The 24,762-nt window shown below is 46.1% G+C and carries 20 protein-coding genes and 2 pseudogenes; 19 read left to right on the top strand and 3 right to left on the bottom strand.

Going from position 1 to position 24,762, the window contains the following annotated elements; genetic code table 11:
• Positions 1 to 40 precede the first annotated feature (40 nt).
• A complete protein-coding gene (locus HPL003_RS20580) occupies positions 41 to 2,359 on the top strand; it encodes a glycoside hydrolase family 95 protein (RefSeq protein WP_014281685.1) in 2,319 nt (772 codons plus the stop codon).
• Between the two features lie 10 nt (positions 2,360 to 2,369).
• Here HPL003_RS20580 and HPL003_RS30590 read toward each other — a convergent pair whose 3' ends face one another.
• Complete coding sequence (locus HPL003_RS30590) at positions 2,370 to 2,531, bottom strand: AraC family transcriptional regulator (RefSeq protein ID WP_081473737.1); 162 nt, start codon at positions 2,529 to 2,531, stop codon at positions 2,370 to 2,372.
• A gap of 145 nt (positions 2,532 to 2,676) precedes the next feature.
• On the opposite strand from HPL003_RS30590, the pseudogene HPL003_RS30000 reads away from it, so the two are divergent.
• The 8 genes and pseudogenes from HPL003_RS30000 to HPL003_RS20545 form a co-directional block, all read left to right on the top strand.
• Positions 2,677 to 2,767 (top strand): annotated as a pseudogene (locus tag HPL003_RS30000) (IS200/IS605 family transposase); the annotation flags it as partial.
• 383 nt (positions 2,768 to 3,150) lie between these two features.
• Positions 3,151 to 4,452, top strand: coding sequence for an ABC transporter substrate-binding protein (locus HPL003_RS20575; RefSeq protein WP_014281683.1), 1,302 nt, complete (start codon positions 3,151 to 3,153; stop codon positions 4,450 to 4,452).
• A gap of 146 nt (positions 4,453 to 4,598) precedes the next feature.
• Positions 4,599 to 6,668 carry an alpha-glucuronidase family glycosyl hydrolase gene (locus tag HPL003_RS20570; protein ID WP_014281682.1) on the top strand — a complete coding sequence of 690 codons (2,070 nt, stop codon included), beginning with the start codon at positions 4,599 to 4,601 and terminating at the stop codon, positions 6,666 to 6,668.
• Between the two features lie 145 nt (positions 6,669 to 6,813).
• Positions 6,814 to 7,776, top strand: a complete 963-nt coding sequence (locus HPL003_RS20565) for a carbohydrate ABC transporter permease (RefSeq protein WP_014281681.1) — start codon at positions 6,814 to 6,816, stop codon at positions 7,774 to 7,776.
• The gene (locus HPL003_RS20560; RefSeq protein ID WP_014281680.1) at positions 7,773 to 8,618 is read left to right on the top strand and encodes a carbohydrate ABC transporter permease; all 846 of its coding nucleotides are present in this window, start codon (positions 7,773 to 7,775) and stop codon (positions 8,616 to 8,618) included. The genes HPL003_RS20565 and HPL003_RS20560 overlap by 4 nt, the downstream gene beginning before the upstream one ends.
• A gap of 102 nt (positions 8,619 to 8,720) precedes the next feature.
• Positions 8,721 to 10,457, top strand: a complete 1,737-nt coding sequence (locus tag HPL003_RS20555; protein ID WP_014281679.1) for a sensor histidine kinase — start codon at positions 8,721 to 8,723, stop codon at positions 10,455 to 10,457.
• Positions 10,458 to 10,580: 123 nt separating this feature from the next.
• Positions 10,581 to 12,200: a response regulator transcription factor gene (locus HPL003_RS20550; RefSeq protein WP_014281678.1), complete on the top strand. Its 1,620-nt coding sequence runs from the start codon at positions 10,581 to 10,583 to the stop codon at positions 12,198 to 12,200.
• A 218-nt stretch (positions 12,201 to 12,418) separates the two neighbouring features.
• Positions 12,419 to 12,655, top strand: a complete 237-nt coding sequence (locus HPL003_RS20545; protein ID WP_014281677.1) for a Gfo/Idh/MocA family protein — start codon at positions 12,419 to 12,421, stop codon at positions 12,653 to 12,655.
• 62 nt (positions 12,656 to 12,717) lie between these two features.
• On the opposite strand, the gene HPL003_RS20540 is transcribed toward HPL003_RS20545, so the two are convergent.
• Complete coding sequence (locus HPL003_RS20540) at positions 12,718 to 13,575, bottom strand: helix-turn-helix transcriptional regulator (RefSeq protein WP_014281676.1); 858 nt, start codon at positions 13,573 to 13,575, stop codon at positions 12,718 to 12,720.
• A gap of 144 nt (positions 13,576 to 13,719) precedes the next feature.
• On the opposite strand from HPL003_RS20540, the gene HPL003_RS20535 reads away from it, so the two are divergent.
• Positions 13,720 to 15,702 carry a hypothetical protein gene (locus HPL003_RS20535; protein ID WP_014281675.1) on the top strand — a complete coding sequence of 661 codons (1,983 nt, stop codon included), beginning with the start codon at positions 13,720 to 13,722 and terminating at the stop codon, positions 15,700 to 15,702.
• Positions 15,703 to 15,746: 44 nt separating this feature from the next.
• Here HPL003_RS20535 and HPL003_RS20530 read toward each other — a convergent pair whose 3' ends face one another.
• Positions 15,747 to 16,604, bottom strand: coding sequence for an AraC family transcriptional regulator (locus HPL003_RS20530; RefSeq protein ID WP_014281674.1), 858 nt, complete (start codon positions 16,602 to 16,604; stop codon positions 15,747 to 15,749).
• Positions 16,605 to 16,830: 226 nt separating this feature from the next.
• On the opposite strand from HPL003_RS20530, the pseudogene HPL003_RS29990 reads away from it, so the two are divergent.
• From HPL003_RS29990 to HPL003_RS20485, 9 genes and pseudogenes are all read left to right on the top strand, one after another.
• Positions 16,831 to 17,208, top strand: a pseudogene (locus HPL003_RS29990) (carbohydrate-binding protein); the annotation flags it as partial.
• Between the two features lie 34 nt (positions 17,209 to 17,242).
• Positions 17,243 to 17,560 carry a carbohydrate-binding protein gene (locus HPL003_RS29985; RefSeq protein ID WP_014281672.1) on the top strand — a complete coding sequence of 106 codons (318 nt, stop codon included), beginning with the start codon at positions 17,243 to 17,245 and terminating at the stop codon, positions 17,558 to 17,560.
• A gap of 113 nt (positions 17,561 to 17,673) precedes the next feature.
• Positions 17,674 to 19,212 carry a glycoside hydrolase family 43 protein gene (locus HPL003_RS20515; protein WP_014281671.1) on the top strand — a complete coding sequence of 513 codons (1,539 nt, stop codon included), beginning with the start codon at positions 17,674 to 17,676 and terminating at the stop codon, positions 19,210 to 19,212.
• A 10-nt stretch (positions 19,213 to 19,222) separates the two neighbouring features.
• Entirely contained in the window at positions 19,223 to 19,621 is a 399-nt protein-coding gene (locus HPL003_RS20510; protein ID WP_014281670.1) for a carbohydrate-binding protein, read from the top strand.
• 823 nt (positions 19,622 to 20,444) lie between these two features.
• Positions 20,445 to 21,098 carry a TetR/AcrR family transcriptional regulator gene (locus tag HPL003_RS20505; RefSeq protein WP_014281668.1) on the top strand — a complete coding sequence of 218 codons (654 nt, stop codon included), beginning with the start codon at positions 20,445 to 20,447 and terminating at the stop codon, positions 21,096 to 21,098.
• A 328-nt stretch (positions 21,099 to 21,426) separates the two neighbouring features.
• Positions 21,427 to 22,245, top strand: a complete 819-nt coding sequence (locus tag HPL003_RS20500; protein WP_014281667.1) for an oxidoreductase — start codon at positions 21,427 to 21,429, stop codon at positions 22,243 to 22,245.
• Positions 22,246 to 22,371: 126 nt separating this feature from the next.
• Positions 22,372 to 23,190 (top strand): oxidoreductase, encoded by an 819-nt coding sequence (locus HPL003_RS20495; RefSeq protein WP_014281666.1) that lies wholly within the window; start codon positions 22,372 to 22,374, stop codon positions 23,188 to 23,190.
• Positions 23,191 to 23,293: 103 nt separating this feature from the next.
• Positions 23,294 to 23,983 carry an SDR family oxidoreductase gene (locus tag HPL003_RS20490; RefSeq protein ID WP_014281665.1) on the top strand — a complete coding sequence of 230 codons (690 nt, stop codon included), beginning with the start codon at positions 23,294 to 23,296 and terminating at the stop codon, positions 23,981 to 23,983.
• Positions 23,984 to 24,076: 93 nt separating this feature from the next.
• Positions 24,077 to 24,748, top strand: a complete 672-nt coding sequence (locus HPL003_RS20485) for a TetR/AcrR family transcriptional regulator (protein ID WP_014281664.1) — start codon at positions 24,077 to 24,079, stop codon at positions 24,746 to 24,748.
• The last annotated feature ends 14 nt before the right edge of the window (positions 24,749 to 24,762 follow it).

Below are 24,762 nucleotides of genomic sequence, written 5' to 3'. Positions count from 1 at the left end.
AACTTAGAATGAGAGAGTTATATCTATAGGGGGATAAATAATGAATGAAAAAATGATCTGGTTCAATCAACCCGCCGAAAAATGGGAAGAAGCTATACCTATCGGAAATGGAACACTTGGAGGAATGATTTTTGGTAAAACCAGCATTGAGAGAATCCAGTTAAACGAGGACAGTCTCTGGTATGGTGGTCCCATGGACCGCAATAATCCTCATTCATTTGAATATTTGGACGAAATCAGGAGCCTGCTATTTTCAGGACAAATCAAGCAGGCAGAAGAACTCGCATCTGTAGCACTGGTAGGTGTTCCTGACGGGCAGCGCCACTATGAGTCATTGGGCGACTTATACTTGAACATAGGTGATGGAGAAGAGGAAATCAAAGATTATCGCCGACAGCTCGATCTTGACCACGGGATAGTTAGTGTAAATTATCGTGTGAATCAGGTCAATTACTGCCGTGAATATTTCTCAAGCTTTCCGGATCAGGTGCTAGTAGTTCGTCTGAACTCCAGTGAATATGGGGCTCTGTCTTTCTCTGCCTTATTCGGAAGAGGGATCGTGCTGGAGCCGACTCCATGGTCAGATGTTCTCAAACACCCCGTGGGTCTCCATGCTTATCTAGACCGAATCGAAACTCGTAGTCCAGCAGATCTGATCATCCGCGGTAGGAGTGGTGGAGAGGAAGGGATCCGCTTCTGTTGTGTCATCCGAATTGTCACCGAGGAGGGGCAAATTTCTTATTCAAACGGTCAGCTTTCCTTAAAGGATGTAAATGCAGCAACCATTCTAGTGTCAGCCTGTACCGACTTTCGGATTCCCAAAGAACAGATGGAGGCCGAATGCATATGCAGACTTGATCGCGCCGCGGGAAAGTCTTATGATCAGCTACGTACAGGACATATTGAGGATTATCAAGCATTATTCGGCCGTGTAGAATTATCCCTTCAAGGAAATGTAGACAGCACAAGCACTTCTTCCTTTCTTACGACAGATCAGCGGCTGGAACGGATTAAGAATGGAGCAGAGGACAACGAACTTATCAGCCTTTATTTCCAGTTTGGTCGTTATTTGCTGATATCAAGCAGTCGTCCCGGGTCATTGCCGGCCAACCTTCAAGGAATCTGGAATAAGGACATGCTTCCCATCTGGGACAGCAAATATACGATCAACATCAATACGCAGATGAATTATTGGCCTGCTGAAATATGCAATCTCGCAGAATGCCATATCCCTTTAATTGATTTTATAGACAGAATGCAGGAGCGCGGAAAAGAAACAGCCAGAATTATGTACAGATGCAGAGGATTCGTAGCTCACCACAATTCGGATATCTGGGCTGATACCGCCCCGCAGGATGTATGCATCACCTCGACATTCTGGACTATGGGAGCAGCTTGGCTGTCCTTGCATTTATGGGATCATTATGAGTTTGGACAGGACGCCTCTTTTCTAAAGGAGGCTTACGATACGATGAAGGAGGCTGCCTTCTTTCTGCTTGATTATTTAATAGAAGATCCTTACGGAAACCTGGTCATCAGCCCTTCATCATCACCGGAGAATCGTTACGTGCTTCCAAACGGGGAGTCGGGAGCATTATGTTATGGTGCTTCAATGGACAGCCAGATCATCAGGGAGCTTTTTGAACGCTGTATCAAGAGTACAATAATCCTTCAGGAGGATCAGGAATTTGGAGCGATGCTGCGTAAAGCTCTCAAGCGAATTCCAAAGCTCGCAGTGGGAAAACATGGCCAGATCCAAGAATGGAGTATTGACTATGAAGAACTCGAGCCGGGGCACAGGCATATCTCCCATTTGTTTGCCCTGCATCCCGGATCACAAATCACACCAGAATCGACTCCGGCGCTAGCTGAAGCAGCCCGGGTTACACTTAGAAGAAGACTTACGCATGGGGGCGGGCACACTGGCTGGAGCCGGGCGTGGATTCTGAATATGTGGGCAAGACTGGAGGAATCAGAGCTTGCTTATGAGAATATACAAGAACTGCTTCGTTCGTCAACGTTGCCTAATCTATTTTGTGATCATCCCCCGTTTCAGATTGACGGTAATTTCGGAGGAACGGCAGGCATCGCTGAGATGCTACTTCAAAGCCATGGAGGAGAAATTCGGTTGCTTCCTGCTTTGCCAAGTGTCTGGCCAAACGGCTCTGTCCGAGGTCTGCGGGCACGTGGAGGATTCGAAGTGGATATAGAGTGGAGCGACGGAAGGCTTCAAAATGCAAGGATTCGTTCCTTGAATAACGGAAAGGTCACGGTATCTTATATGGATCAAAGAACGGAGTTGGTTTTTCCAAACCCAGGGTTCCTCGTGAGATTGCCAGTTGATATTTGGACACTATGAGTCAAGCTTTTTAATTCATTCGGTGTTCCACTCTGTATGCTGTTGGGGAAGATCCGGTTAATGCCTTGAACAATCTGGACAGGTAAAAAACATCTGTGATGCCTACCTGACTACAAATTAAGGATAGAGGAAGGTCAGTTGAGCACGCGAAGCGTGGGAAATAGAAAACCACCTGCTATGCGGGTGGTGTAGTCAAGTCCTTATAGCAAAAAAACACCTGATGCGTTCGTTACAATAGGAGGGTTCAAGCTACTACGTGTAACGAAAGGAAAGGTAGTTTAATGGCTAATCGAAATGATAAATCACATACAAAGTGAATGTGTAAATATCACATCGTATTCACCCCAAAGCATAGACGAAAAACGATATAAACAACACAAAAAGAGCATCTGGGATATCCTGAAGCAACATAGTAAAATCTACAGCAATCTCGATATTCTGGATGAGAAAGATGGAAGTTGTGGTGAGGCGCTTTGGCTTGGGCACAGGCGGGGGAAGATCGGATGCCGCGGGAGTTGCCAAGGATCTGGGTATCAGTCGGAGTTAATATAAATCGGGATAGAGAAATTCCATCGCGATTTTTGCAGTTTATTATAGAGGAACTTGCCGCTAAAATATATCAACAAATGTGGTATTTCCTGCTATAAGCCATTAGGCGGAAAAAGTATACCCTTATTCATTTCCGTGAGATTTTAAAATAAATCGTGCATCACCCTCATATGAACTTCCATTTATAATTGTTACTATAACGGTGTATCAAGACATTACAGATTAAATAAGGAGGGTTAAAGATGTTAAAATGGAAGCGTTCTCTTACGGTCTTGGCCATGACGGCCTTGCTGGGAACGATTGTGGCATGCGGCGGCGGAACCGAGCCTGCCGGTACTAATACCGCGGCAACGACTGCACCAAGCAATGAACCTGTTAAGCTGCGTATTATGTGGTGGGGGTCCCAGCCGCGCCATGAGGCAACCCTCGCTGCGCTGAACTTGTACACAAAGAATAATCCGAATATTACGTTTGAGCCGGAGTATTCCGGTATGGACGGATACTTGGACAAGTTATCTACTCAAGCTGCGGCTAATAACGCACCAGATATTATACAGCTCGATCCAGGCTGGATGCCGGACTGGATGTCCCGTAATCAATTAGCTGAGCTGGCACCTGAGGTCGATGTAAGTAAATTTGATGAGAAATTGCTGGCCGGAGGTCAACTTGACGGCAAGCAATATGCTGTTCCTTTGGGCTCGGTAGCGTTCGGTATGGTGTACGACAAGGCTGCTATGGATAAGCTCGGGATTGCGAACCCGGCCAATGGCTGGTCCTGGGATGATTTCTTCGCCTTGGCAAAGGAATCTAAATCCAAGCTGCCAAGCGGACAATATTTCACCTTGGACTATGCAGGCAACTACTTTATGTATTCAGCCTACCAATACGCCGAAGGTAAAGGCCAGGTCATCACTGATGATGGTCACTTCAACGTTGATCAAACAACCTATCTGGAATGGACCAAGAAGTTTGAAGAACTGCGTAAGGAAGGATTGGTTCCTCCGGCGGACGTAAACGCATCCGACAAGGAAAATGATCCACAAATGGACTTGATGGCAGCAGGCAAAGTTTTGTTCCGGTATAGCTTCTCCAATAACCTAGGGACTTGGGATAGCATTAAACCAGGTGCTTACGCACTAGTAACCATGCCGCATGCAAAAGAAGCAGGTGGATGGCTGAAACCATCCATGTACCTGTCCGTCTCCAAAAACTCCAAGCATGCTGAAGAAGCTAAAAAATTCATCAATTGGTTTGTGAATGATCAGGAGGCAGGTAAGATTCTGCAATCATTCCGCGGTCTGCCGGCTAACAAGGAAATTTCCACTTCCCTGGAAGCAAGTATGAGCGATCTGGATAAGGTTGGATTAGAACTCCTCCGTGCGACTGAAAAGAATGGTCAGACCTGGTCAGCTGGAGCAGAAGGCTGGACGAACTTTATTGACAAAGACTGGGTGCTTGTCCGGGATCAGCTTAGTTTTGGAAAAGTCACACCGGAGGAAGCCTTTGAGCAGTTGAAAGAAGCAGCACAATCTTACGAAAAATAATTCAAGGACGCAGCCCGGAACAAGCCTTGTTCCGGGCCTTGAATTTGATTTCGTTGTAGACGGCTATCCCGAACATTTACGACCATACTGGCGCTTGAACATATAAGAAGATCAAGTGGAGATTGAGGCATAGGGAGGATTTTTTGATGAGTAATGCTTTGTTGTATCACCCAGGAGACGGATACCTGGCCTGGCAGCAGTACCGCCGGAACACAACGGGGGCAAATGTTGATCAATATGTGGTGTACAAACATATTGTTGTTACGCAGGATGATGTTGTTATTAGTTCTGCAGTGAACGAGTTGTCTCAAGGCATGGAGGGGATCACAGGCACAAAGGTTTCCATATCAGGTAATGCTGAAAGTACTCCCAGTATTGTAATAGGAATTTTCGGAACTGGCACTGGCATAGATGAACTATTCAACGCCCATGTAAACAGTGCAGTCAAAGCGGAGGGCTATGCAATTCAAACCGACAGCCTTACCGGTAATATTACCATCGGAGCAGTCACATCCGCAGGTATATTATATGGAGTATTTCACCTGCTGCGAATCATGGGAACAGGCGGCTCTGTACGGCATTTAAATATTGTAGAGAATCCTGTCAACCAACTGCGCATGATCAACCAGTGGGACAATATGGACGGGAGTGTGGAGCGGGGATACGCCGGAGAATCTATTTTCTATGAAGAAAACCGGGTAACAGGTAATCTTCAGCGTATCCAGGATTATGCCCACCTGTTGGCCTCCAGCGGAATCAATGCCATTGCAATCAATAACGTGAATGTCCACCGGGTGGAGAGCGGGTTGTTAATTGAATTCCTGCCGGATGTGGCGAAGCTGGCAGCAATCTTCCGCGCTTATGCAATCAAGCTGTTCCTAAGCGTCAATTATGCCAGCACTATTGAGATCGGCGGTCTCTCATCGGCAGATCCGCTAGATTCAGACGTTCGTGAATGGTGGAGGGTCGTAGCGTCGGAAATATATGCAGTAATCCCTGATTTTGGAGGATTTCTGGTCAAGGCCGATTCGGAGAACCGGCCGGGACCGTTCACCTACGGAAGAGATCACGCCGACGGCGCCAATATGCTGGCCGAAGCGCTGAAGCCGCATGGCGGGATCGTAATCTGGCGCTGCTTCGTGTATAACTGCAAGCAGGACTGGCGTGATCGCACCACAGACCGGGCGCGGGCGGCCTATGACCATTTCCAGCCGATGGATGGACACTTCATGGACAATGTCATCCTGCAGGTGAAGAACGGACCGATTGACTTTCAGGTGAGGGAGCCCATCTCGCCGTTACTTGGAGCCATGCCGCAGACGAATCAAGTAATTGAATTTCAGATTGCCCAGGAGTATACCGGACAGCAACGCCATGTGTGCTATCTGGTCCCCCAGTGGAAAGAGATTCTAAACTTTGATACACATCTCCAAGGAGAAGGAACTACTGTCAAACGCATTGTGGATGGAAGTGTTTACGGCAGTGTCTACAGCGGCTTTGCCGCCGTCTCTAATATTGGAAATGACACCAATTGGACGGGCCATCTGCTGGCACAGGCGAATCTGTTCGGTTACGGCCGTCTGGCCTGGAATCCGGAGATGTCTGCCGAGAAAATTGCTGTGGAATGGATTACGCTCACCTTTGGCACCAATGAGCTGCTGGTTCATACAATACTAGACATCCTTATGAACTCCTGGGAGATTTATGAGGCGTATACAGCCCCGTTAGGCGTCGGGTTTATGGTCAATCCTGATCATCACTACGGCCCTAATGTGGATGGATATGAATATTCAATGTGGGGTACTTATCACTTTGCAGACTGTTATGGAATTGGTGTGGACCGCACCACAACAACCGGAACCAGGTATACCTCCCAATATGCCCGTATTAACATGGAACTGTACGAGTCGCTCGAGAGCTGTCCGGATGAACTGCTGCTCTTTTTCCACCATGTCCCGTATACCCATGTGCTCCATTCCGGTAAAACCGTGATCCAGCACATTTATGATACACATTTTGAAGGTGCAGAGCGGGCAAGTCAGCTGGCAGCCGCCTGGGAGCTTGTGAAGGAACAGGTGGGTGAACAGGCATACCGGCATGTAGCGGACCGTCTTACGGAACAGGCTGAGCATGCTAAAGAGTGGCGGGACAGAATCAATACGTACTTTCTCCGGAAGAGCGGAATTGCCGATCAATGGGGAAGAACCATCTATTAATGATCAATGCAATGCAGAAGCGGTGAATACCGCTTCTTTTTTTATCGTTATATTTTGAAAGAATTCGAGCATTCCTCTCCTTTAGTGGGGGGTGAGCGGATTATATACTTAAGATATAAAAATTGACCACAAGAGGTGACCACAGATGAACCGTTCCACAGCCACTATAGCCCATTCTGCTGCAAAGACGAAAAAAAATTCATACTTTCGAAGCAGATGGAATGCTCCGCTTGCAGGCTATTTGTTTATTTCGCCTTGGCTGATCGGGTTTCTAGCGCTTACGGCGTATCCGTTATTCTTATCACTGTACTATTCGTTTACCGACTACACTTTGATGCAGCCGATGAAGTGGATCGGGACCCGCAATTATGAGCGTATTTTTACAGCGGACCCTAAATTCATTCAATCCGCTAAGGTAACATTTACGTATGTGCTGGCTTCCGTACCGTTGAAGCTTATAGCAGCTCTCTTCGTTGCTATAATTCTTAGCAAGGCCGTAAAAGGAATAAGCTTCTACCGAACGGCGATTTATTTTCCATCACTTATCGGAGGGAGTATCGGGGTATCGCTGCTCTGGCGCAACATTTTTGGTGTAGACGGGGTTTTTAACAAACTGATTGGCGTCTTTGGATTTGAAGGGAAGGGCTGGATTACAAGCCCCGATACGGCGCTTAGCACGCTGATTCTGCTGACGGTCTGGCAATTTGGATCCACCATGGTTATTTTTTTGGCAGGCCTGAAGCAAATTCCAAATGATCTGTACGAGGCATCTTCTGTGGATGGGGCCAATAAAGTCACTCAATTCTTCAAAATCACACTGCCGATGCTTTCACCGATTCTCTATTTCAACCTGATCATGGCCGTCATTGGCGCCTTCCAAATGTTCACTTCCGCCTTTGTGATAACTAACGGCGGGCCGATGAACTCCACTTATGTGTATGCGATGTACTTGTATGAACGGGCATTCAGCCGTTATGAGCTGGGTTATGCTTCGGCACTGGCCTGGGTTATGCTGGTCGCAATTATTGCAGCAACTGTTCTGATCTCTTACACCTCGAAGTATTGGGTATTCTATGAAACAGACACTGGAGGGGATAAACGTAAATGAAAACACTAAAATGGAAGTCGGCGTTCCGTCATCTGTTCATGATTCTCTTCAGCCTCATTATGGTTTATCCGGTTCTCTGGTGGATCGGTGCTTCACTGAAACACAGCACAGAGCTTGGGTCGCCGTCGATTTTCCCGGCTGCCCCGCAATGGAGCAACTTCACCAAAGGCTGGAATTCGATTCCCGGACATACGTTTACGGATTTCTATCTCAATACCTTCGGACTTGAATTTGCCGTAATCGTCGCAACGCTGCTGTCTTGCACACTGGTTGCCTTCGGTTTTGCGAGATTGGATTTTCCGTTAAAGAATTTCTGGTTCTCAATCCTGATGCTGACCTTAATGATGCCTGGACAAGTGCTGGTCATCCCTCAATATGCACTGTTTTACCAGTTGGGCTGGGTGAACACGTATCTCCCGTTTATTGTCCCTCATCTGCTTGCCGGTGGGGCAGGCGGCAGTTTCTTCGTCTTCCTGCTGATTCAATTTATACGCGGTGTTCCAAGAGAACTTGACGAATCGGCCAAAATTGATGGGTGCTCTTGGTTCGGTATCTTTTGGAGAGTTGTTATGCCTCTTGCCTTTCCGGCAATTGTTACGGTGACGATCTTCTGCTTCTTATGGAATTGGGACGATTTCCTGGGTCATCTCCTGTATATCAATACGGTAGACAAGTATACTGTCGGCCTGGCACTTCGGATGATCAATGACTCTCAGTCCGCTCAGGAGTGGGGGCAACTACTTGCCATGTCACTGGTGTCTATTATTCCGGCAACAATCGTCTTCATGTTCCTTCAGAAGTATTTCGTTGAAGGGATTGCAACAACAGGAATAAAAGGATAAAATGTAAAAAAACATCCATCCGTTAACGGTAAAGCGTCGAATGCCCTTCGCAGCTTTACCGTTTATTGTGTCTGAGGGGGAGTACGAAGGAAGGTAGAGCGTTTGATCAATCCTTTTAAAAAATATAGAATTGACCGTCTGTTTTTTCATAGCTTTGCCATAGTGCTTATTGCGGTTATGGGTGTTACTGCATGGACAAGCTACAGCAATTCATCCAAGGCGCTCGTACAGACCACCTCCCATTACCAACAGCAACTGCTGGATGAGCTGAATAATGAAATTACGACCCGGATGGTCATGATCGAGCAGATTTCACTGTCCAGCTCCCGCGACAGCGAGCTGATCAATTTTCTCCTGAACAGGCAGGATGAATTTGAGAGATATCGCAGGCGTGCAGGTGTAGAAAGCGCACTCGCGAATTTGACCTATGCTATTCCGCTGATCCAAGGGATTGACCTCTATATGGATAATCCTATCCCAAGTGAACGGCAAAGCTACATCCAGTTCCGGAACCTAACGGATCTTAACAAGCAGGAAGGGACCGGATGTCTGGTGAAGAGCGATTTTTGCTGGTCCAAAGAGTATAAATTCATCAGTGCGCAAGGCGAGATCCCTGTGCTTAGCTTTTCCAGAAAAATAATCTATCAGAATGACTATCTGGGTGTTCTTATCGTCCATATTAAGGCCAACGAGATTCGGAAACTGCTAACCGGCAATTCCGATGGATCAAACCGAATCATGGCGGGTAGCGGAGGGCAGCTAATAATGAAAATAGGCGATACGCTGGACCAGAATGACTGGTCCCAGTGGATTGATCTTAAAAGCAATAAATCGGGCTATGTCCATATCCCGGCAACTGATGGATCCCGCGATACGCTGCTCGTCTATTCAAGGATGGACAATTCCATCTGGACCCTAATCGAATTCACATCTTGGAAACAGATCACGGCAAGCAGCCTGAAGCTGGCGGAGTGGATCGGTCTGATCGGTATCGTTGCAGTGCTGCTGGTATTGCTACTGACCCATTTTTTAAGTAAACAGTTTACAAAGCCGATCAAAAATCTTGTAACTGCGATGCGCATGTACTCCGTAGGAGGCGATAATGTGGAACTTCCGGTGGATTATGAGAATGAATTCGGTTATTTATTCTCTGGCTACCGCAAGCAGAACGAACGAATTGAGGAGCTGTATCTCTCGCTCGAGCGCCGTTATGAACAGCAGCGGAAAGCCGAAATTGAGGCGCTCCAGGCCAATATCAATCCCCATTTCCTTTATAATATGTTGGATCAGTTGAACTGGATGGCAATAGAGGCCGGACAAAATGAGCTTAGCCGCATTCTGGAGTTGATGGGCTGTATGTTTCGGATCGGCTTGTCCAATGGAAACAGCTTCATCACGATAGCAGATGAACTGCTCCATATAGAGTGTTATCTCGAAATCCAGCAGCTGCGCTGGGGAGAGGGACTGGAATACCGGATTATGGTGGCTTCCGAGCTGCAGGAGTTATACATTCCGAAGCTTACGCTACAGCCGTTCGTAGAGAATTCCATCGTTCATGGATTCAACAAGCAACGCAGCGGCTATGTATCTATCGTAATGGAGAGAACCGGGGATGCTCTGCACATTTTCATTGATGATAACGGAGCAGGACTGAAGCAGTCCGATCACAGCCCCCATAAACGTCATACAGGCGGCTACGGTATTCGCAATGTGAGAGAGCGAGTTGCCGGGTATTTCGAGGATAGCTATGGTATTACGCTTAGAGAACGTGAAGAGGGTGGAACAAGGGTGGAAATTGTGCTGCCGCTGCTGACAGAACCTCCTACTAGGAAGGACTGATCCTCAAAATTCAGATTTAAATCTGTAGATAAGATACGAAACGGCAGTGCGGTAAGCGCTTCCTTACTGTAGAGCAGAAATTGTTGTGCTTCGGTACTTACAGAGTTTAAGGAGGTAGGGGTAATGTGGAAAATTTCGATCATTGATGATGAGCGCCAAGTCCTGAAGGGGATGAAACGGGCGATTCCCTGGGATGAGCTGGGAGCTGAATGGGTTGGGGAGGCTTCGAACGGGGAGGACGGACTGGAAATGATCCGCAGTGTTCGTCCAGATATTGTGATCACTGATCTCTATATGCCCGTAATGAGCGGCCTGGATATGATGGAGCAGCTTAGGAAGGAAGGATTTCAAGGCAAAATCATCATTCTTAGCGGTTATTCGGACTTTGAGCATGCAAGACAAGCGCTCCGGTTTCAGGTAAGTGACTACGTCTCCAAGCCGATCAGTCTGCCGACGCTAAAATCGATCTTAAGCGAACTCATCCAGGAGCTTGAGGAGGAGAAGGAAAAGCGAGTCAGGCAGTGGGAGCTTGAGTTTAAAATGACTCTGTATGAGCCATTTGTTGAAAAGGAGTGGGTTCGCTCCGCAGCTGTCGGTACCCTGGATCATGCATACAAAGACAGTACACGTCTTCCGCCGTCATATCTTTTTTGGCAGGAACGCAAGCATGTCACGGTTGGCATCGAACTGATCCGTGATGAACGAGCCAGATGTCTATCCGTCTCCGACTGGAACCTGTTTCGGTTTGCGGTCAGCAATATTGCTTGTGAAGTAGCGCGTAAGCTGTACCCGGATATGGAGTACACAGAGCTGCACAGTACCAGAGCGTTATTGATTATTCATCCGGGCCCAGGGCATCTTGAACAGTTAGAGGATAAGCTGGAGGAGCTAGGAATCAGGCTGAATGATAGTATCGGCGGCTATCTTAAGCTGGTGACACGGATAGGGATCGGGGGAGTGAAGGATACATGGACGAAGCTCTCCGACTCAACGGAGGAAGCTTTCCGCGCAATGGATCAAAGAGCATTGCAGGTCGCTTCTGCACATGAAGTGTACATGTACCAGGAGAATAGCAGCAACGAACCGGAAAATGTCGCCCTCTTTCCGGTCCAGTTCTCGTATAAGCTGGCGACAGCGATGAAGGCCTCGCAGCAAGCCGAAGCCCATCAGCTTGTACTTGACTATATAACGGAAATGAAAAAGCAGGAGGGGCTTTCACAAGGATACGTACAAATGCTTGGAAGCGAGCTGTGGGGAATTATAACCTACTCCTTGTATGAATCCGGATTTGTACTGGATGACCTGTTCACCAATGACCAGATTGCCAAGGAGATCAGCAGCCTGATCGTACCGGATCAGCTGTTAAGGTGGCTGATGGACAAAATCACCAAGATCTGCAGCAGCAGGCAATGGAAAGGCAGCAGCAAGCATAGACAAGTTGTCGATTTCATGACCAGTTACATTCATGAGCACTATGCAGAAGGGCTGACACTTGCCGAGCTTTCGGATAAGGTATTCATTTCGCGGAACCATTTGTCCATTATTTTCAAAAATATTACTGGTGAGACATTCAATAACTACCTGACCCGGGTTAGGATCGAGAAAGCGCGGGAGTTGCTCATGGAGCGGAATATGCTGGTGTATGAAGTGGCGGAACGGGTCGGTTATAAGAACATTCCCTACTTCAGCACACTGTTCAAAAAAATAACCGGTATGAACCCTACAGAACTTATAAAAAACTAGACACCACAACTAACGATGCGATGCAGGAGCGTGAGACTTCATGACACGTGTAGCGATAATTGGTACAGGCTTCATAGATGCTTTTAATTTATAATTCTGTGTTTGTTACCAGTACACTGCAAGGTAGTGCATTGGTAGACAATAGTCAACAGCAGGCTGAGGTCCTTCGGGATCAACAATTTCAGCTCGAGTGCAGGATTATGTAGGACTACCGTCAGTTGCTCCTGGGCGGAGAGGTGGATCTGGTCTCCATCTGTACATCTACCCAATCCCACGCGGAGATTACTCTTTGCTATCTGCGGGCGGGCATGCATGATCTGCTGGAAAAGCCGATGGCCATGTCACTCGAGGAATGCGACCAGATGCTGGAGGCGGCGAAAGAATCAGGAAGCATTTTATCCGTTGTGGGGCAAAACCAGTACCTTGATGCTCATATAAGGCTGAAGGAACGTTAGGTTCAGGATTACTCGGGATATGGGGGCTCTCTTCTCGTTCCCATCTTTTATAACGCAAGCTTCTACTCTGGGAGGCTTGCGTTTTTTTTTGCGAACTTTCCAGGTGATATTCCGGCGATCTTGGTAAAGCTGCGTATAAAATTGGCATAGTCACTGAAGCCGGATTGATAACAGGCTTCAGTAATACTAAGACCTTCACAGAGATAGGACTTGGCCAATGAAACACGGCGATCCAATAAATACGAACGGAGTGTTAATCCCGTGTGTTTTTTGAACTGACGGCTAATATAAGTGCTATTCAAATGAAAGATGCCAGCGAGTTGTTCAAGCGTGATGTTCTGCCCGAGATGGGCTTCAATATAATCCATAGTTTTACGTACCAGTTCCGGCATGATATCGGTAGGAATAAAGCTTGCATTTTGAAAAATAGTGTTGGTCAGGACTAATAATTGAGCGATAGAGCTGTTGGCTATAATATCTGTTCCATACGCATCCGATGAGAGTGCCTCTTCCAGATCGCCTGTGAATTGGAGAAATTGCTTTAGCTGAGATTCCTCTAGGTGTACGATATTACCTTTCCCCTTCGGACGATAGTCGAAGCATCCGGATAAATGGGTGGCCGGAGTAGAAAGGCGATGCAGATAAGATTTCTGGAGGTTAATGGTAATTCGCTCATATTCAGATTCATCCAGGCTAAAGGAACGGTGCATTTCTTCTGGATTGATCACAAGCAAATCACCTGGTTCTAAATGGTAACAGCTGTTTTCAATGTAAAAGTTGACGTTGCCGTGCAGAAACAAGTACAGCTCGTATGCTTCATGCCGATGATAGAAGGTCCCCATGTTATATGTAGTAATCCTGTGCAGATAGAGAAAGTCTTTTTTGATGGGATCATATCGAAGCTCAAAAGGATCGTTCATCTGTAACCTCCGGGTCAATTTGCGCAATAATTATAGCGGAATTTGCAATGATTATTCTCTGGAACTACTTTAAAATGTCATTATCCTAGCATGTTGGGATGAACATTGCAAGCGTTTGTATACATCAGATTGGAGGATATGATTATGGAGCTGATCGTAACTGCAAGAAGCAAATTTCAAGAAGATACTGAATATACTCGATTGAATGGGCATGGACTAAACGCATCCGTAGAGTTAACAGGCGGGACAGGCAGTGCCAAGCAGCCATTTCAGGCATCGGTACGGATAACGAATCTAAGCAGCACAACGTGGTCGGGAGTCATTCATGTGGAGCTGCCGTTTGCCAAGGTTAATCCGCGCTTTTTCCTGCCGGCTTTTATGTATGGCCGAAACCGGGGGGAAGCTCCGCAGAATGTTCCGAATGAGTTCCCAAGATTGAGAGAAGGCAATCCCTCAAGTCCTTCTTCTCCTTGGTGGATGGTGCGAAGCGACCGATTGTCACATCCAGCGGCGCTTGTATACGACAACGGCAAGATATTTGGTCTTTGTGCCAGTCCTTACTTTGTAAGCAAATCTGGAGTTAAATTCCAGTGGAAGCCGGAGCTTGAGGGTGAATTCTACCAGTATGGCGGCTATACCTGCTCGCTTGCCAAAGGAACGATCGGGTATACGCTTGGTTATGAGAATGCTCCGCTTTTGTTCATAAAATCGCGTCTTGTCAAGGAACGGGCTCCCCTTAATGAAAACTGTTTTGAACTGACGGCTTCAGAGTCTGTGGAGTTCACGTTGGATTTGTATGAGTACGATGCTGAGTCTGAGCTAGGCATAAATGCTGCGCTGGAAGAAATCTATTACCGCTATCATCAGCGTCCAAGACTGGGCAGTGATATTCAGACGGCTGTAGCCGATCTGTCGAAGGCCATCTATCAATATGCTTGGCTACCTGAAGACCGGAGTTATTCCACATTTGTCTATGAGGACGGGGAGACGGGCGGTTACCGCTATAATAAAATTATCTCAATCAGCTGGACGGACGGTTTGTCTGTAGCAACTCCGGTTCTGATGGCTGCTCTGAGGCTTGGGGATGAACCCATGCGCGAGCAAACACTTTCCTGCATCGAGAATATCATTGAGAATTCCTTGAACCCTGCTTCGGGGCTGCCTTATGAAGCGTATCAGGATGGGAAATGGAGTATAAGCGGCTGGTGGTTTGACGGGATGCGTACTCCGGGGCATTCTGCCTATCTGTGCGCCCAGGCTATGTTTTATATTATGAAGGCGTATGAATTTGAGAAAAGAATCAAAGATTGCCATCACGAGGATTGGATGGTCTTTGTGCGGAAGGTTCTCCTCGTATTGGAGAAAAGCAAAAATTCGGATGAAGAATATCCGACCATTCTATCCGAGAGAACTGGTGCCGGACTTGAATATGATTCCTTCAGCGGAACATGGTGTATGGCGGCTATGGCATACTACACCTGGCTCACTGGGGACAAAACGCATCTGGACAGCCTGAAGCGTAGCGAGAAGCATTATTATGAAACTTATGTGAAACGAATGGAATGTTATGGAGCTCCGCTTGATGCGGATAAGGCGGTAGATTCCGAAGGAATTCTGGCATATATCAAGGCTGTCAGATACCTGCACGCCTTCACTGGCGATAATCTGTATCTCGATCATATGAGGGATGCAATTGATTACGAGTTCACCTTTAAATTCGCTTACAACTCACCGGTTAAGGTACCTCCGCTAAGCACGATCGGTTGGTCCAGCTGCGGAGGAAGCGTTACCTCTGTCGCCAATCCGCATATTCATCCAATGTCCAGCAATATTGTGGATGAGTTGTACTACTTCGTACAGCAGCGAGAAGATTCATATGTCCGGCAACGGATGCTGGATACGGTTGGCTGGGGTTGCCAGACCTACAACCGCTTTGATAAGGAATTCGACCATGGCAAAACGGGCTGGATGTCCGAAAGATTTTGTCATTCTGAAGGGCTGGTAACGGAGACCTACAGCGACGGTTCTCCGGCAAGCACCTGGTTCTGTCTGATGCCTTGGGCCAGCGGAAGTGTTATAGAAGGTCTGGTCGGCGACTACTGGGAAGCGAACGTCAAGAGCCGTTAGTGAGCATGAGACCCGAACAAAAAGGGGGGGGAATGCCTTTCCTGTCAAGCATGTTTATTGGCTTTATATTTTCCCGGGGGCATGCCGACTATTTTTTTGAAGCTTCTTATAAAATTGGCATAGTCGCTGAACCCGGAGAACTCACAGGCTTCAGCGACGGTCTTTCCGGTAGACAAGTGGCTCTTGGCCAGAGAAATGCGCTGGTCGACAATATAGGAGCGTATCGTAAGTCCAGTATGCTTCCTGAATTGCTGGCTTATATATTTGCCGCTGTAATGAAACTCCTGCTCTAACTGCTCAGAAGATATAGATTCGACCAAGTGCTCCTTGATATAGGTCATGGTATTGCTGACCAGCTCCGGAATGAGATTGTTCGATCTGTAAGTGGAAGACTGATATAGGGTGTTGATGAAAACAAGCAGTTGGGTTGCATAGGATTCCGCTAGAAGATCCTGTCCGTATTCCTCCGAGCTGAGACAGGAGATCAATTTCTCCGCGAGCTCGCAATAAAACACAATCTGGTCCTGGGAGAGCTGGGTTAGATTGTTCTGTCCGAAGGGATGGGATTCGAAACAGGACGATAGATTAGAGCGATGACTTGAAAGCCTCTCCAAGGCTGGCTTCTTTATATTTAGCCCTATTCGTTCATACAATTGATTGTCGATACAGACACACCGATGCATTTCGCTGGGGCTTATGATCATTAAATCGCCAGGCGCCAATTTGTAGCAGGACTGCTCAAGATACATGTAAGTGTTGCCTCCTAGGAACAGATAAATTTCGTAAGCATCGTGCCGGTGATAGGGCAAGGCCGGGCTGATAAGATCCGTATCTGTGGTTTTATGATAGCAAATCAGCTCTTCTTCAATAGGTGAAAAAATATAGTTTGTATTCTGCTCCATAGCATCAAATCCTTTTTTGTTGTATCTTGGATTATAAGTATCCGCGCAATATAGTATCGTTTATCTGCAAAGATTATCACGCGGATACTTAATATAATACAGAAAAAGAAAGCGATTTCAAGAGCGTACAGACAAGCTTATGTGAAGTACAGCTATCGCTTCGATCAGACAGGAGGTGATAAGAGCAGGGTTTTGAAGGAAAATACTATTTGAGGAGATGAGCAGAATGATTTCAGGGGTAAAAAAATCGCTATGTACATTATTAGCGTGTGTAACTGTACTGCCGGTAATGCTGGTGCCCGCACCTCCTAAAGTATCAGCAGCAAGCGATGTGACGGTTAATTTATCAGCAGAGAAACAAGTGATCCGCGGTTTTGGAGGCATGAATCATTCCGGTTGGGCTGGAGATTTGACACCGGCTCAAAGGGAAACCGCTTTTGGAAATGGCAACAATCAGTTGGGGCTTACTGTACTAAGAATTCCTATTGACGAAAATAAAAATAATTGGAAAAGAGAAGTCGCAACGGCAAAAAAGGCAATTGAAAACGGCGCCATCGTGTTTGCTACGCCGTGGAATCCTCCAAGCGACATGGTTGAGACCTTTGCGCTCGGAACAAACTCAGGTACAGGCACTACATATGAAGCGGAAACAATTTGTTAACTTTAACACCATGTCCGATGCATCCATTCAGTGGAACAGCATTAACTGTGCTTTTACAGGCACCAAAAATGTGAAATTCAGATATGCACTGGATAAAGATACACGATACCTGGATGTGTATGTGAATGGAGAAAAAGTAATGAGCGATGCTCCTTTTGAAGCCACTGGCAGTTGGGGAACTTGGGGTGAAACTACAGTCCAGCTACCATTCAAGAGTGAAGTCAATACCTTAAAAGTAGTAACTACGGGTACAGAAGGACCTAATATTGATAAAATCACTGTATCAGCCCAGTAGCCTAGTATAAGCAAAAAGCTATAAAGAATGAACTGTACCCTGTCAGTCAGACACGAAGAAGAAACTATGTCTACTTGGCAGGGTACTTTCATTGGTTTAAGGAGGATAAAACGATGTGGAAGAAATGTAGTTTGTTTTTATTCGTTTTAGCACTTGTCTGGAGTTGCACTTCTGAGGTGCCTGCGTCTGCCTCCAACTCTACAATTGCCAAGCATATTGGAAATTCCAACCCACTGATAGACCATCATTTAGGAGCAGATCCCTTTGCGTTGACCTATAACGGAAGAGTCTACATCTATATGTCTAGTGATAACTATGAATACAATAGCGACGGAACGATTAAAGACAATTCATTTGCTAATTTGAAGAGTGTATTTGTCATATCTTCCGCAGATATGGTGAACTGGACCGACCACGGAGCCATTCCAGTAGCAGGAGCCAATGACGCCAACGGCGGCAAGGGCATTGCGAAATGGGCCGGTGCTTCTTGGGCGCCGACAGCCGCAGTTAAAAAGATCAATGGCAAGGACAAATTCTTCCTATATTTTGCAAATGGTACCGGAGGTATCGGTGTTCTCACAGCAGATAGTCCCATTGGGCCATGGACAGATCCGTTGGGAAAAGCGCTGGTTACTACTAAAACACCAGGCATGTCTGATGTTGTATGGCTTTTCGACCCAGCCATATTGGTGGATGACGATGGCACAGGCTACCTATACGCTGGCGGTGGCATTCCTGGTGGTTCTACACCAACCCAAGAGCAACGGGCCAATCCCAAAACAGCCAGAGTGTTGAAGCTGGGAGCCGACATGACCAGCGTTGTTGGAAGTGCATCTATGATTGATGCTCCATTTATCTTGGAAGACTCAGGAATTCATAAATATAACGAAATTTATTACTATTCCTATTGCATTAACTTCGGAGGCGTGCACCCTGCCAATATACCAGGGGGGCAAATTGGGTATATGACCAGCACAAGTCCGATGGGGCCGTTTACGTACGCAGGACATTTCCTGAAAAATCCAGCATCCTTTTTTAAGGCCGGTGGAAACAACCATCATGCTATTTTCAATTTTAACGGGGAATGGTATGTAGCCTACCATGCTCAAACGGTTAGTTTAGCGTTATTCGGTGAAGGTAAGGGATACCGTTCTACCCATATCAACAAGCTTGTGCATCGTGCAGATGGAAGTATTCAAGAGGTTGCAGCCAATTACTTGGGAGTAGCTCAACTGACCAACCTCAATCCATATCAACGAGTAGAGGCTGAAACAATTGGTTGGAATCGGGGCATTTTAACTGAGAAATCTTCAGCAACAGGCGGTCCGTTCAACAACCAGCACGTAACCGGTATTCACAATGGAGACTGGATTGCGGTAGGTAACGCTGACTTCGGTTCCATAGGAGCCAAGACCTTTAAAGCCAATGTCGCCTCCGCGACAGGTGGTAAAATTGAAGTCCATCTTGATAGTGTAACAGGCAAGCTGGCAGGAACGCTTAACGTACCTTCCACAGGTGGAGAGCGAACCTGGAGAGAACTAGAAACTGCTGTAAGCGGTGCAACCGGTATTCACAACGTATTCTTTGTATTTACTGGAAACGCTACAGACAGCTTGTTCAATTTAGATTACTGGCAGTTTACAAAAAAATAATGCCACTGAGATGGCTGCTGGCGGTACCACTTATGAAGCGGATAAGGATACCACATTGGTTAACTCCGTAGTACAAAGTACTTATTTGGACAATAACCCCATACAATATGTCGACTTTACTGCCATGTCCGATGCATCTATTCAGTGGAACAGCATTTTTTGTGCCTTAGCAGGCACAAAAAATGTTAAATTCAAATATGCTTTGGAGAGAGGTACAAGGAGTCTCGATGTGTATGTGAACGGAACGAAGGTAACTAGCGATGCAGCTTTTAATGCAACTGGGAGTTGGGGAATATGGGGAGAAAAAACAATTCAGATACCCATGAGTAACGGAATCAATACATTAAAATTAGTGACGACCGGCACAGAAGGACCGAATTTAAAGAGTATTCATGTTTCAGCCCAGTAGGTCGTTAAGGCTAAAGGCATAGTTATCCAAGAAACCTGTTTTACGTTTTACTTAGTTACAAATTGATATTTCCAAAGATGATCATTGCCACCGTGCTGAGTTCAGTTCATGAACCTATTTTAAAAAAAGGATTGGAGGCTGAGATTCACGGTGGTTGAACAACTCATTCAAAACGTATTCGAACTGCGGAACAGTGTGTGCTTCCACAACTCCCGTACGGGATGCCGCATGGTAATACGACTTTCCATTCCAAGATGAGAAAACAAAGAAATGGTCATGTCAGAATGAAAAATAAATTGTCATAACAATAATATAGCCCGCTTTGACTTCCAGTATTCTTGGAGAGACAACGTACATGGCCTCAGCCTGCATTGAAGAGCCTTCATACTTCAAGTTTGAATAAGCCATTTTGAAATCGCAATTTCGGTCCTCCTAGAAATCCGTAAAAACTCTGACAAAAATTTATGACTGAATAATTAGTGAGGAAACCTGCAGAATAAGAAAATTTTTTACATGCTGATGTTGAGAACGATTATTATCACCGAATGGTTTGACGGGATGAGGCATGATGGGTGTTCACAATGGGAACCCACTTTTAAAAACTATACCTTCTGGATATTTATGGCTTGCCCTATACTTCTCCCGAATTGACGTAATTCATTTGATCACCGTGTAGATGTGCGTGAATTTGGAATCATTGGAGGTAACAATATTATTGTCTAAGAGGATCATTAAATTGAAATACATAAAGCAACGTGTTATAGAACGTTTTGACTCCAATTCTATAAGGTGATACATTTATAAAATTGGGGGGGGCAGTTTTATGGCAAAACGTGCAATGACAGATGAAGCGAAGGCGTTAAAGGCGCAAGCCATTCTAGATCAGGCCGCTCGCATGTTCGAAGAATCCGAATACAATCACATTAAAATGTCGGACATCGCTAAAGAAATGCAAATGTCAAAGGGTATTCTTTTCGTTTATTTTAAAACTAAAGAAGCTTTATTTTTCAATCTACTGTGTAGAGAGTACGAGATAAGGCTAATTCGGCTAACTGAACTAATAATCGAACAACCTATTCACAACTTCAATGATTTCAAACGCCTAATTATGACCGAGCTGATCGAACTGGTTGACCATAAACCTTTATATATTCGCTTAGAGGCTATACGTTCAGTAATACTGGAGAAAAATGTGGATACCGAATTGATGCTTAATCTAAAAACAAATCTTTACCTCAAGATGATGAAAATGAACTCTCTAATCTGCGAGAATGGTGTGCTGACAGAAAACGAAGTCATGGATGTTTTCCAAGCGCAGGCTTCCATTATAATCGGGTGCAAGCTATCATCTAGCATGCCTGCTGAAGTAGCCGACAGCATTGAAGAAAATAGATTGGACGGATTCAAACGGGATTTCAGGACCGACGTAATCATAACGATGGAGCGCTATTTGGAAGGATTTCGCGTCGAAAGATAAAAAAGAGGAACGGATGTGGCTCAGTGCCGAGCATATTTAAGAGTTGTCATCGAATTGTATAGTCTGAAATGCAGATCCGGGATGCATTTCTTGACACACGCATTTTTCATGAGTCGCCTTTTGGCGGCTTTTTTTGTTATATGGACTTTTAAGGGAGAGCAAGCAAATCCGAAATGAAGGGCCAAGATTACGCTAAAATTAACGGCACCTGCCTAAACGTCTGAGTAGATGTTACTTCCTAAAATAAATAATCCATTACTCTATTTACAAATGACCCTGGGTCACTTATAATTGACTCAAGGTCATTAATTAAAAGGAGGACAACAACATGGATAAAAAAGTAGCACTTGTCACTGGAGCTTCAGCAGGAATTGGGAAAGAGACAGCTATTGAATTGAAAAACAGAGGATTTATCGTTTATGGGGCAGCTCGCCGCACAGAAATGATGAAGGATCTGGCAACGCAAGGGATACGCCCAATCGCTCTGGATGTCACAGACGAGGAATCGATGGTGAATTGTGTGGATCACATTTTGAAAAAAGAAGGACGAATCGACGTTCTGGTTAATAACGCCGGGTACGGTTCCTACGGAGCCGTTGAGGACGTGCCTGTGGAAGAGGCTCGTCGCCAAGTGGAGGTCAACCTATTCGGCCTGGCGCGGATGACCCAACTGGTGCTGCCGAGCATGCGCAAGCATCGCTTCGGAAAAATCGTAAACGTGACGTCCATGGGTGGAAAAGTATGGACTTCCTTCGGAGCATGGTATCATGCGACAAAATTTGCGGTGGAAGGATTCTCGGATTGCCTGCGGATGGAAGTGGCGCCGTTCGGTATTGACGTAATCGTGGTGGAACCGGGCGGGATCGCTACTGATTGGGGAACCATCGCTGCGGAGAATCTCCGCAAAGCTTCCGCACATGGAGCGTATGAGCAAGCGACCAACAAATTTGCGGACAATATGGTGAAAACCTACAGCGGTAGCAATCTGACCAAACCCGCAGTCATTGCCCGCTGCATTGGCAAAGCCGTAACCGTGAAACGACCAAAAACGAGGTATCTCATTGGATATGCTGCCAAACCGATGGTATTCATCAAGACCATGTTCGGAGATCGCGTTTTTGATCGGATCATCACTCGGTTTAGCTAATAAAAATTTGTTTGGGGAGTTCAGGAATACAGTGCTTCTTACTGTAGACAATAAAATAATCCACATACTCATATTTTTTAACTGATTAATAGACGCAAAATCACTAATTAAATGGAGGAACACAACATGGATAAAAAAGTAGCACTTGTCACCGGAGCTTCAGCAGGAATTGGGAAAGAGACAGCTATTGAATTGAAAAACAAAGGATTTATCGTTTATGGGGCAGCTCGCCGTACAGAAATGATGAAGGATCTGGCAACACAAGGGATACGCCCGATCGCTCTGGATGTCACAGACGAGGAATCGATGGTGAATTGTGTGGATCACATTTTGAAAAAAGAAGGACGAATCGACGTTCTGGTTAATAACGCCGGGTACGGTTCTTATGGAGCCGTTGAGGATGTGCCTATGGAGGAGGCTCGCCGCCAAGTGGAGGTTAACGTATTTGGTCTGGCGCGAATGACTCAACTGGTACTGCCAAGCATGCGCAAGCATCGCTTCGGCAAAATCGTAAACGTGTCATCCATGGGTGGAAAAGTATGGACTTCCTTTGGAGCATGGTATCATGCGACAAAATTCGCGGTGGAAGGATTCTCGGATTGCCTGCGGATGGAAGTGGCGCCGTTTGGTATTGACGTAATCGTGGTGGAACCGGGCGGAATTGCTACCGATTGGGGAACCATCGCTGCCGAAAATCTCCGTAAAGCCTCCGCGCATGGAGCGTATGAGCAAACAGCCAACAAATCGGCGGACAATATGGTGAAAACCTACAGCGGCAGCAACCTGACCAAACCTATCGTCATTGCCCGCTGCATTGGCAAAGCCGTAACGGTGAAACGGGCAAAAACACGGTATCTCATTGGATTCGGTGCCAAACCGATGGTGTTCATTAAAACCGTGTTCGGAGATCGTATCTTTGATCGGATCATCACTCGGTTCAGCTAAACCATAGAAATATACTTCAAACGTATGAGCTAAATCACAAAAAATGAAATTTGCTACTTGTTGGAGAGGAAATTCTCGCATGTAGTAGGAAGGAGGAACACAGATGACAACCCGAAAAGAGGCAGTCACTGCCATTGTGGCTGGTGCCACAGGCATGATGGGAAAGCAACTTGTCAAACTTCTGCTGGAGCATCCAGCCTATGATCGCGTCATCGTTCTTGTTCGTCGGGATATGGGCATATCCCATCCTAAACTGGTGCAGAAACAGGTGTCCTTTGATCAACTGGAGGAAGAATTGGATGGCGCATTAGTGAAAGATGCAGATGTCTTCTGCACATTGGGCACAACCATGGGGCAGGCCGGGAGCAAAGAAGCGTTTCGCCGGGTAGACCATGATTATCCGGTAGCACTGGGCAGAGCAGCGCTTCGTCATGGAGCAGCCAGCTATATCGTTGTGACTGCCATGTGGTCTTCTGTACGGTCTCTTATGTTCTACACACGAGTAAAAGGAGAAGCAGAACGCGATCTGCTGGCTCTCGGGCTGCCGCGCCTCGTTTTCTTGCGGCCCTCTCTCTTGATAGGAGATCGTGAAGATGAGAGTTTTGGAGATCGGGCAACCAATTATATATTTCGAGTTCTCGACCCACTAATGATCGGACCTTTCTCCAGAATTAAAGCGATTAAAACAGAGGATGTGGCAAGAGCCATGATCATCACAGCACGCGAAAGTGGACCGGCTGTTGAAGTATTGGAGTCTGAGGAAATTCCCTTAAGAATACGCGGACAAAAATGAACCTTGTGACACGCAACGAGTTAACACAGCGCTAAACACACATCATTGACTCCTAATCAATGTAAAAATGTCAATTTGAAACGGAGGGAGAAGATGTCTAAACGTGCTATGACAGATGAAGCCAAAGCTTTGAAGGCTCAAGCGATTTTGGACCAGGCAGCGGAAATGTTTTATTCTTCAGACTATGAACAGATTAAAATGTCTGATATAGCGAAGGAAATGAAAATGTCCAAAGGCATTTTATTTGTATATTTTAAAACGAAAGAATCCTTGTTTTTCAATCTTCTATGCCGTGAATATGAGAAAAGACTGAACCGGCTCATTGAAATAATTCTAAAAAGCCGTATCCGGGATTTCGATGATTTTAAACATCTCTTGTTAACCGAACTATCGAAGCTTGTCGAGCATAATTCGCTGTACATTCGATTAGAAGCCATGCGTACAACCGTACTGGAGAAAAACGTGGACGCGGAAACCATGCTTATGTTGAAAATGAATCTCTACGTCCAGATGAGGCGTATGACCACGCTCATTTGCGAGCATAACGCGCTAACCGAAACTGAAGTAATGGATGTGTTCCAGGCCGAGGCATCAATCATTACCGGATGCAAATTAAATGCGACCCTGCCCCCCGAAGTGGTAGATATCATTGAAAAACAAGGGCTGGAAGGACTCAAACGCGATTTCAAACAAGATGTCCTGACCACCATGCAGTCGTATCTGGAGGGCTACAGGGCCATTCACCGAAACGCAGCAAAAGATTGAACGTTGATTGAAAG

The organism is Paenibacillus terrae HPL-003, from assembly GCF_000235585.1.
GTDB lineage: Bacteria > Bacillota > Bacilli > Paenibacillales > Paenibacillaceae > Paenibacillus > Paenibacillus terrae_B.
Note: the sequence above shows the minus strand (reverse complement) of the source record. Positions and strands in the feature narration are given on the sequence as shown.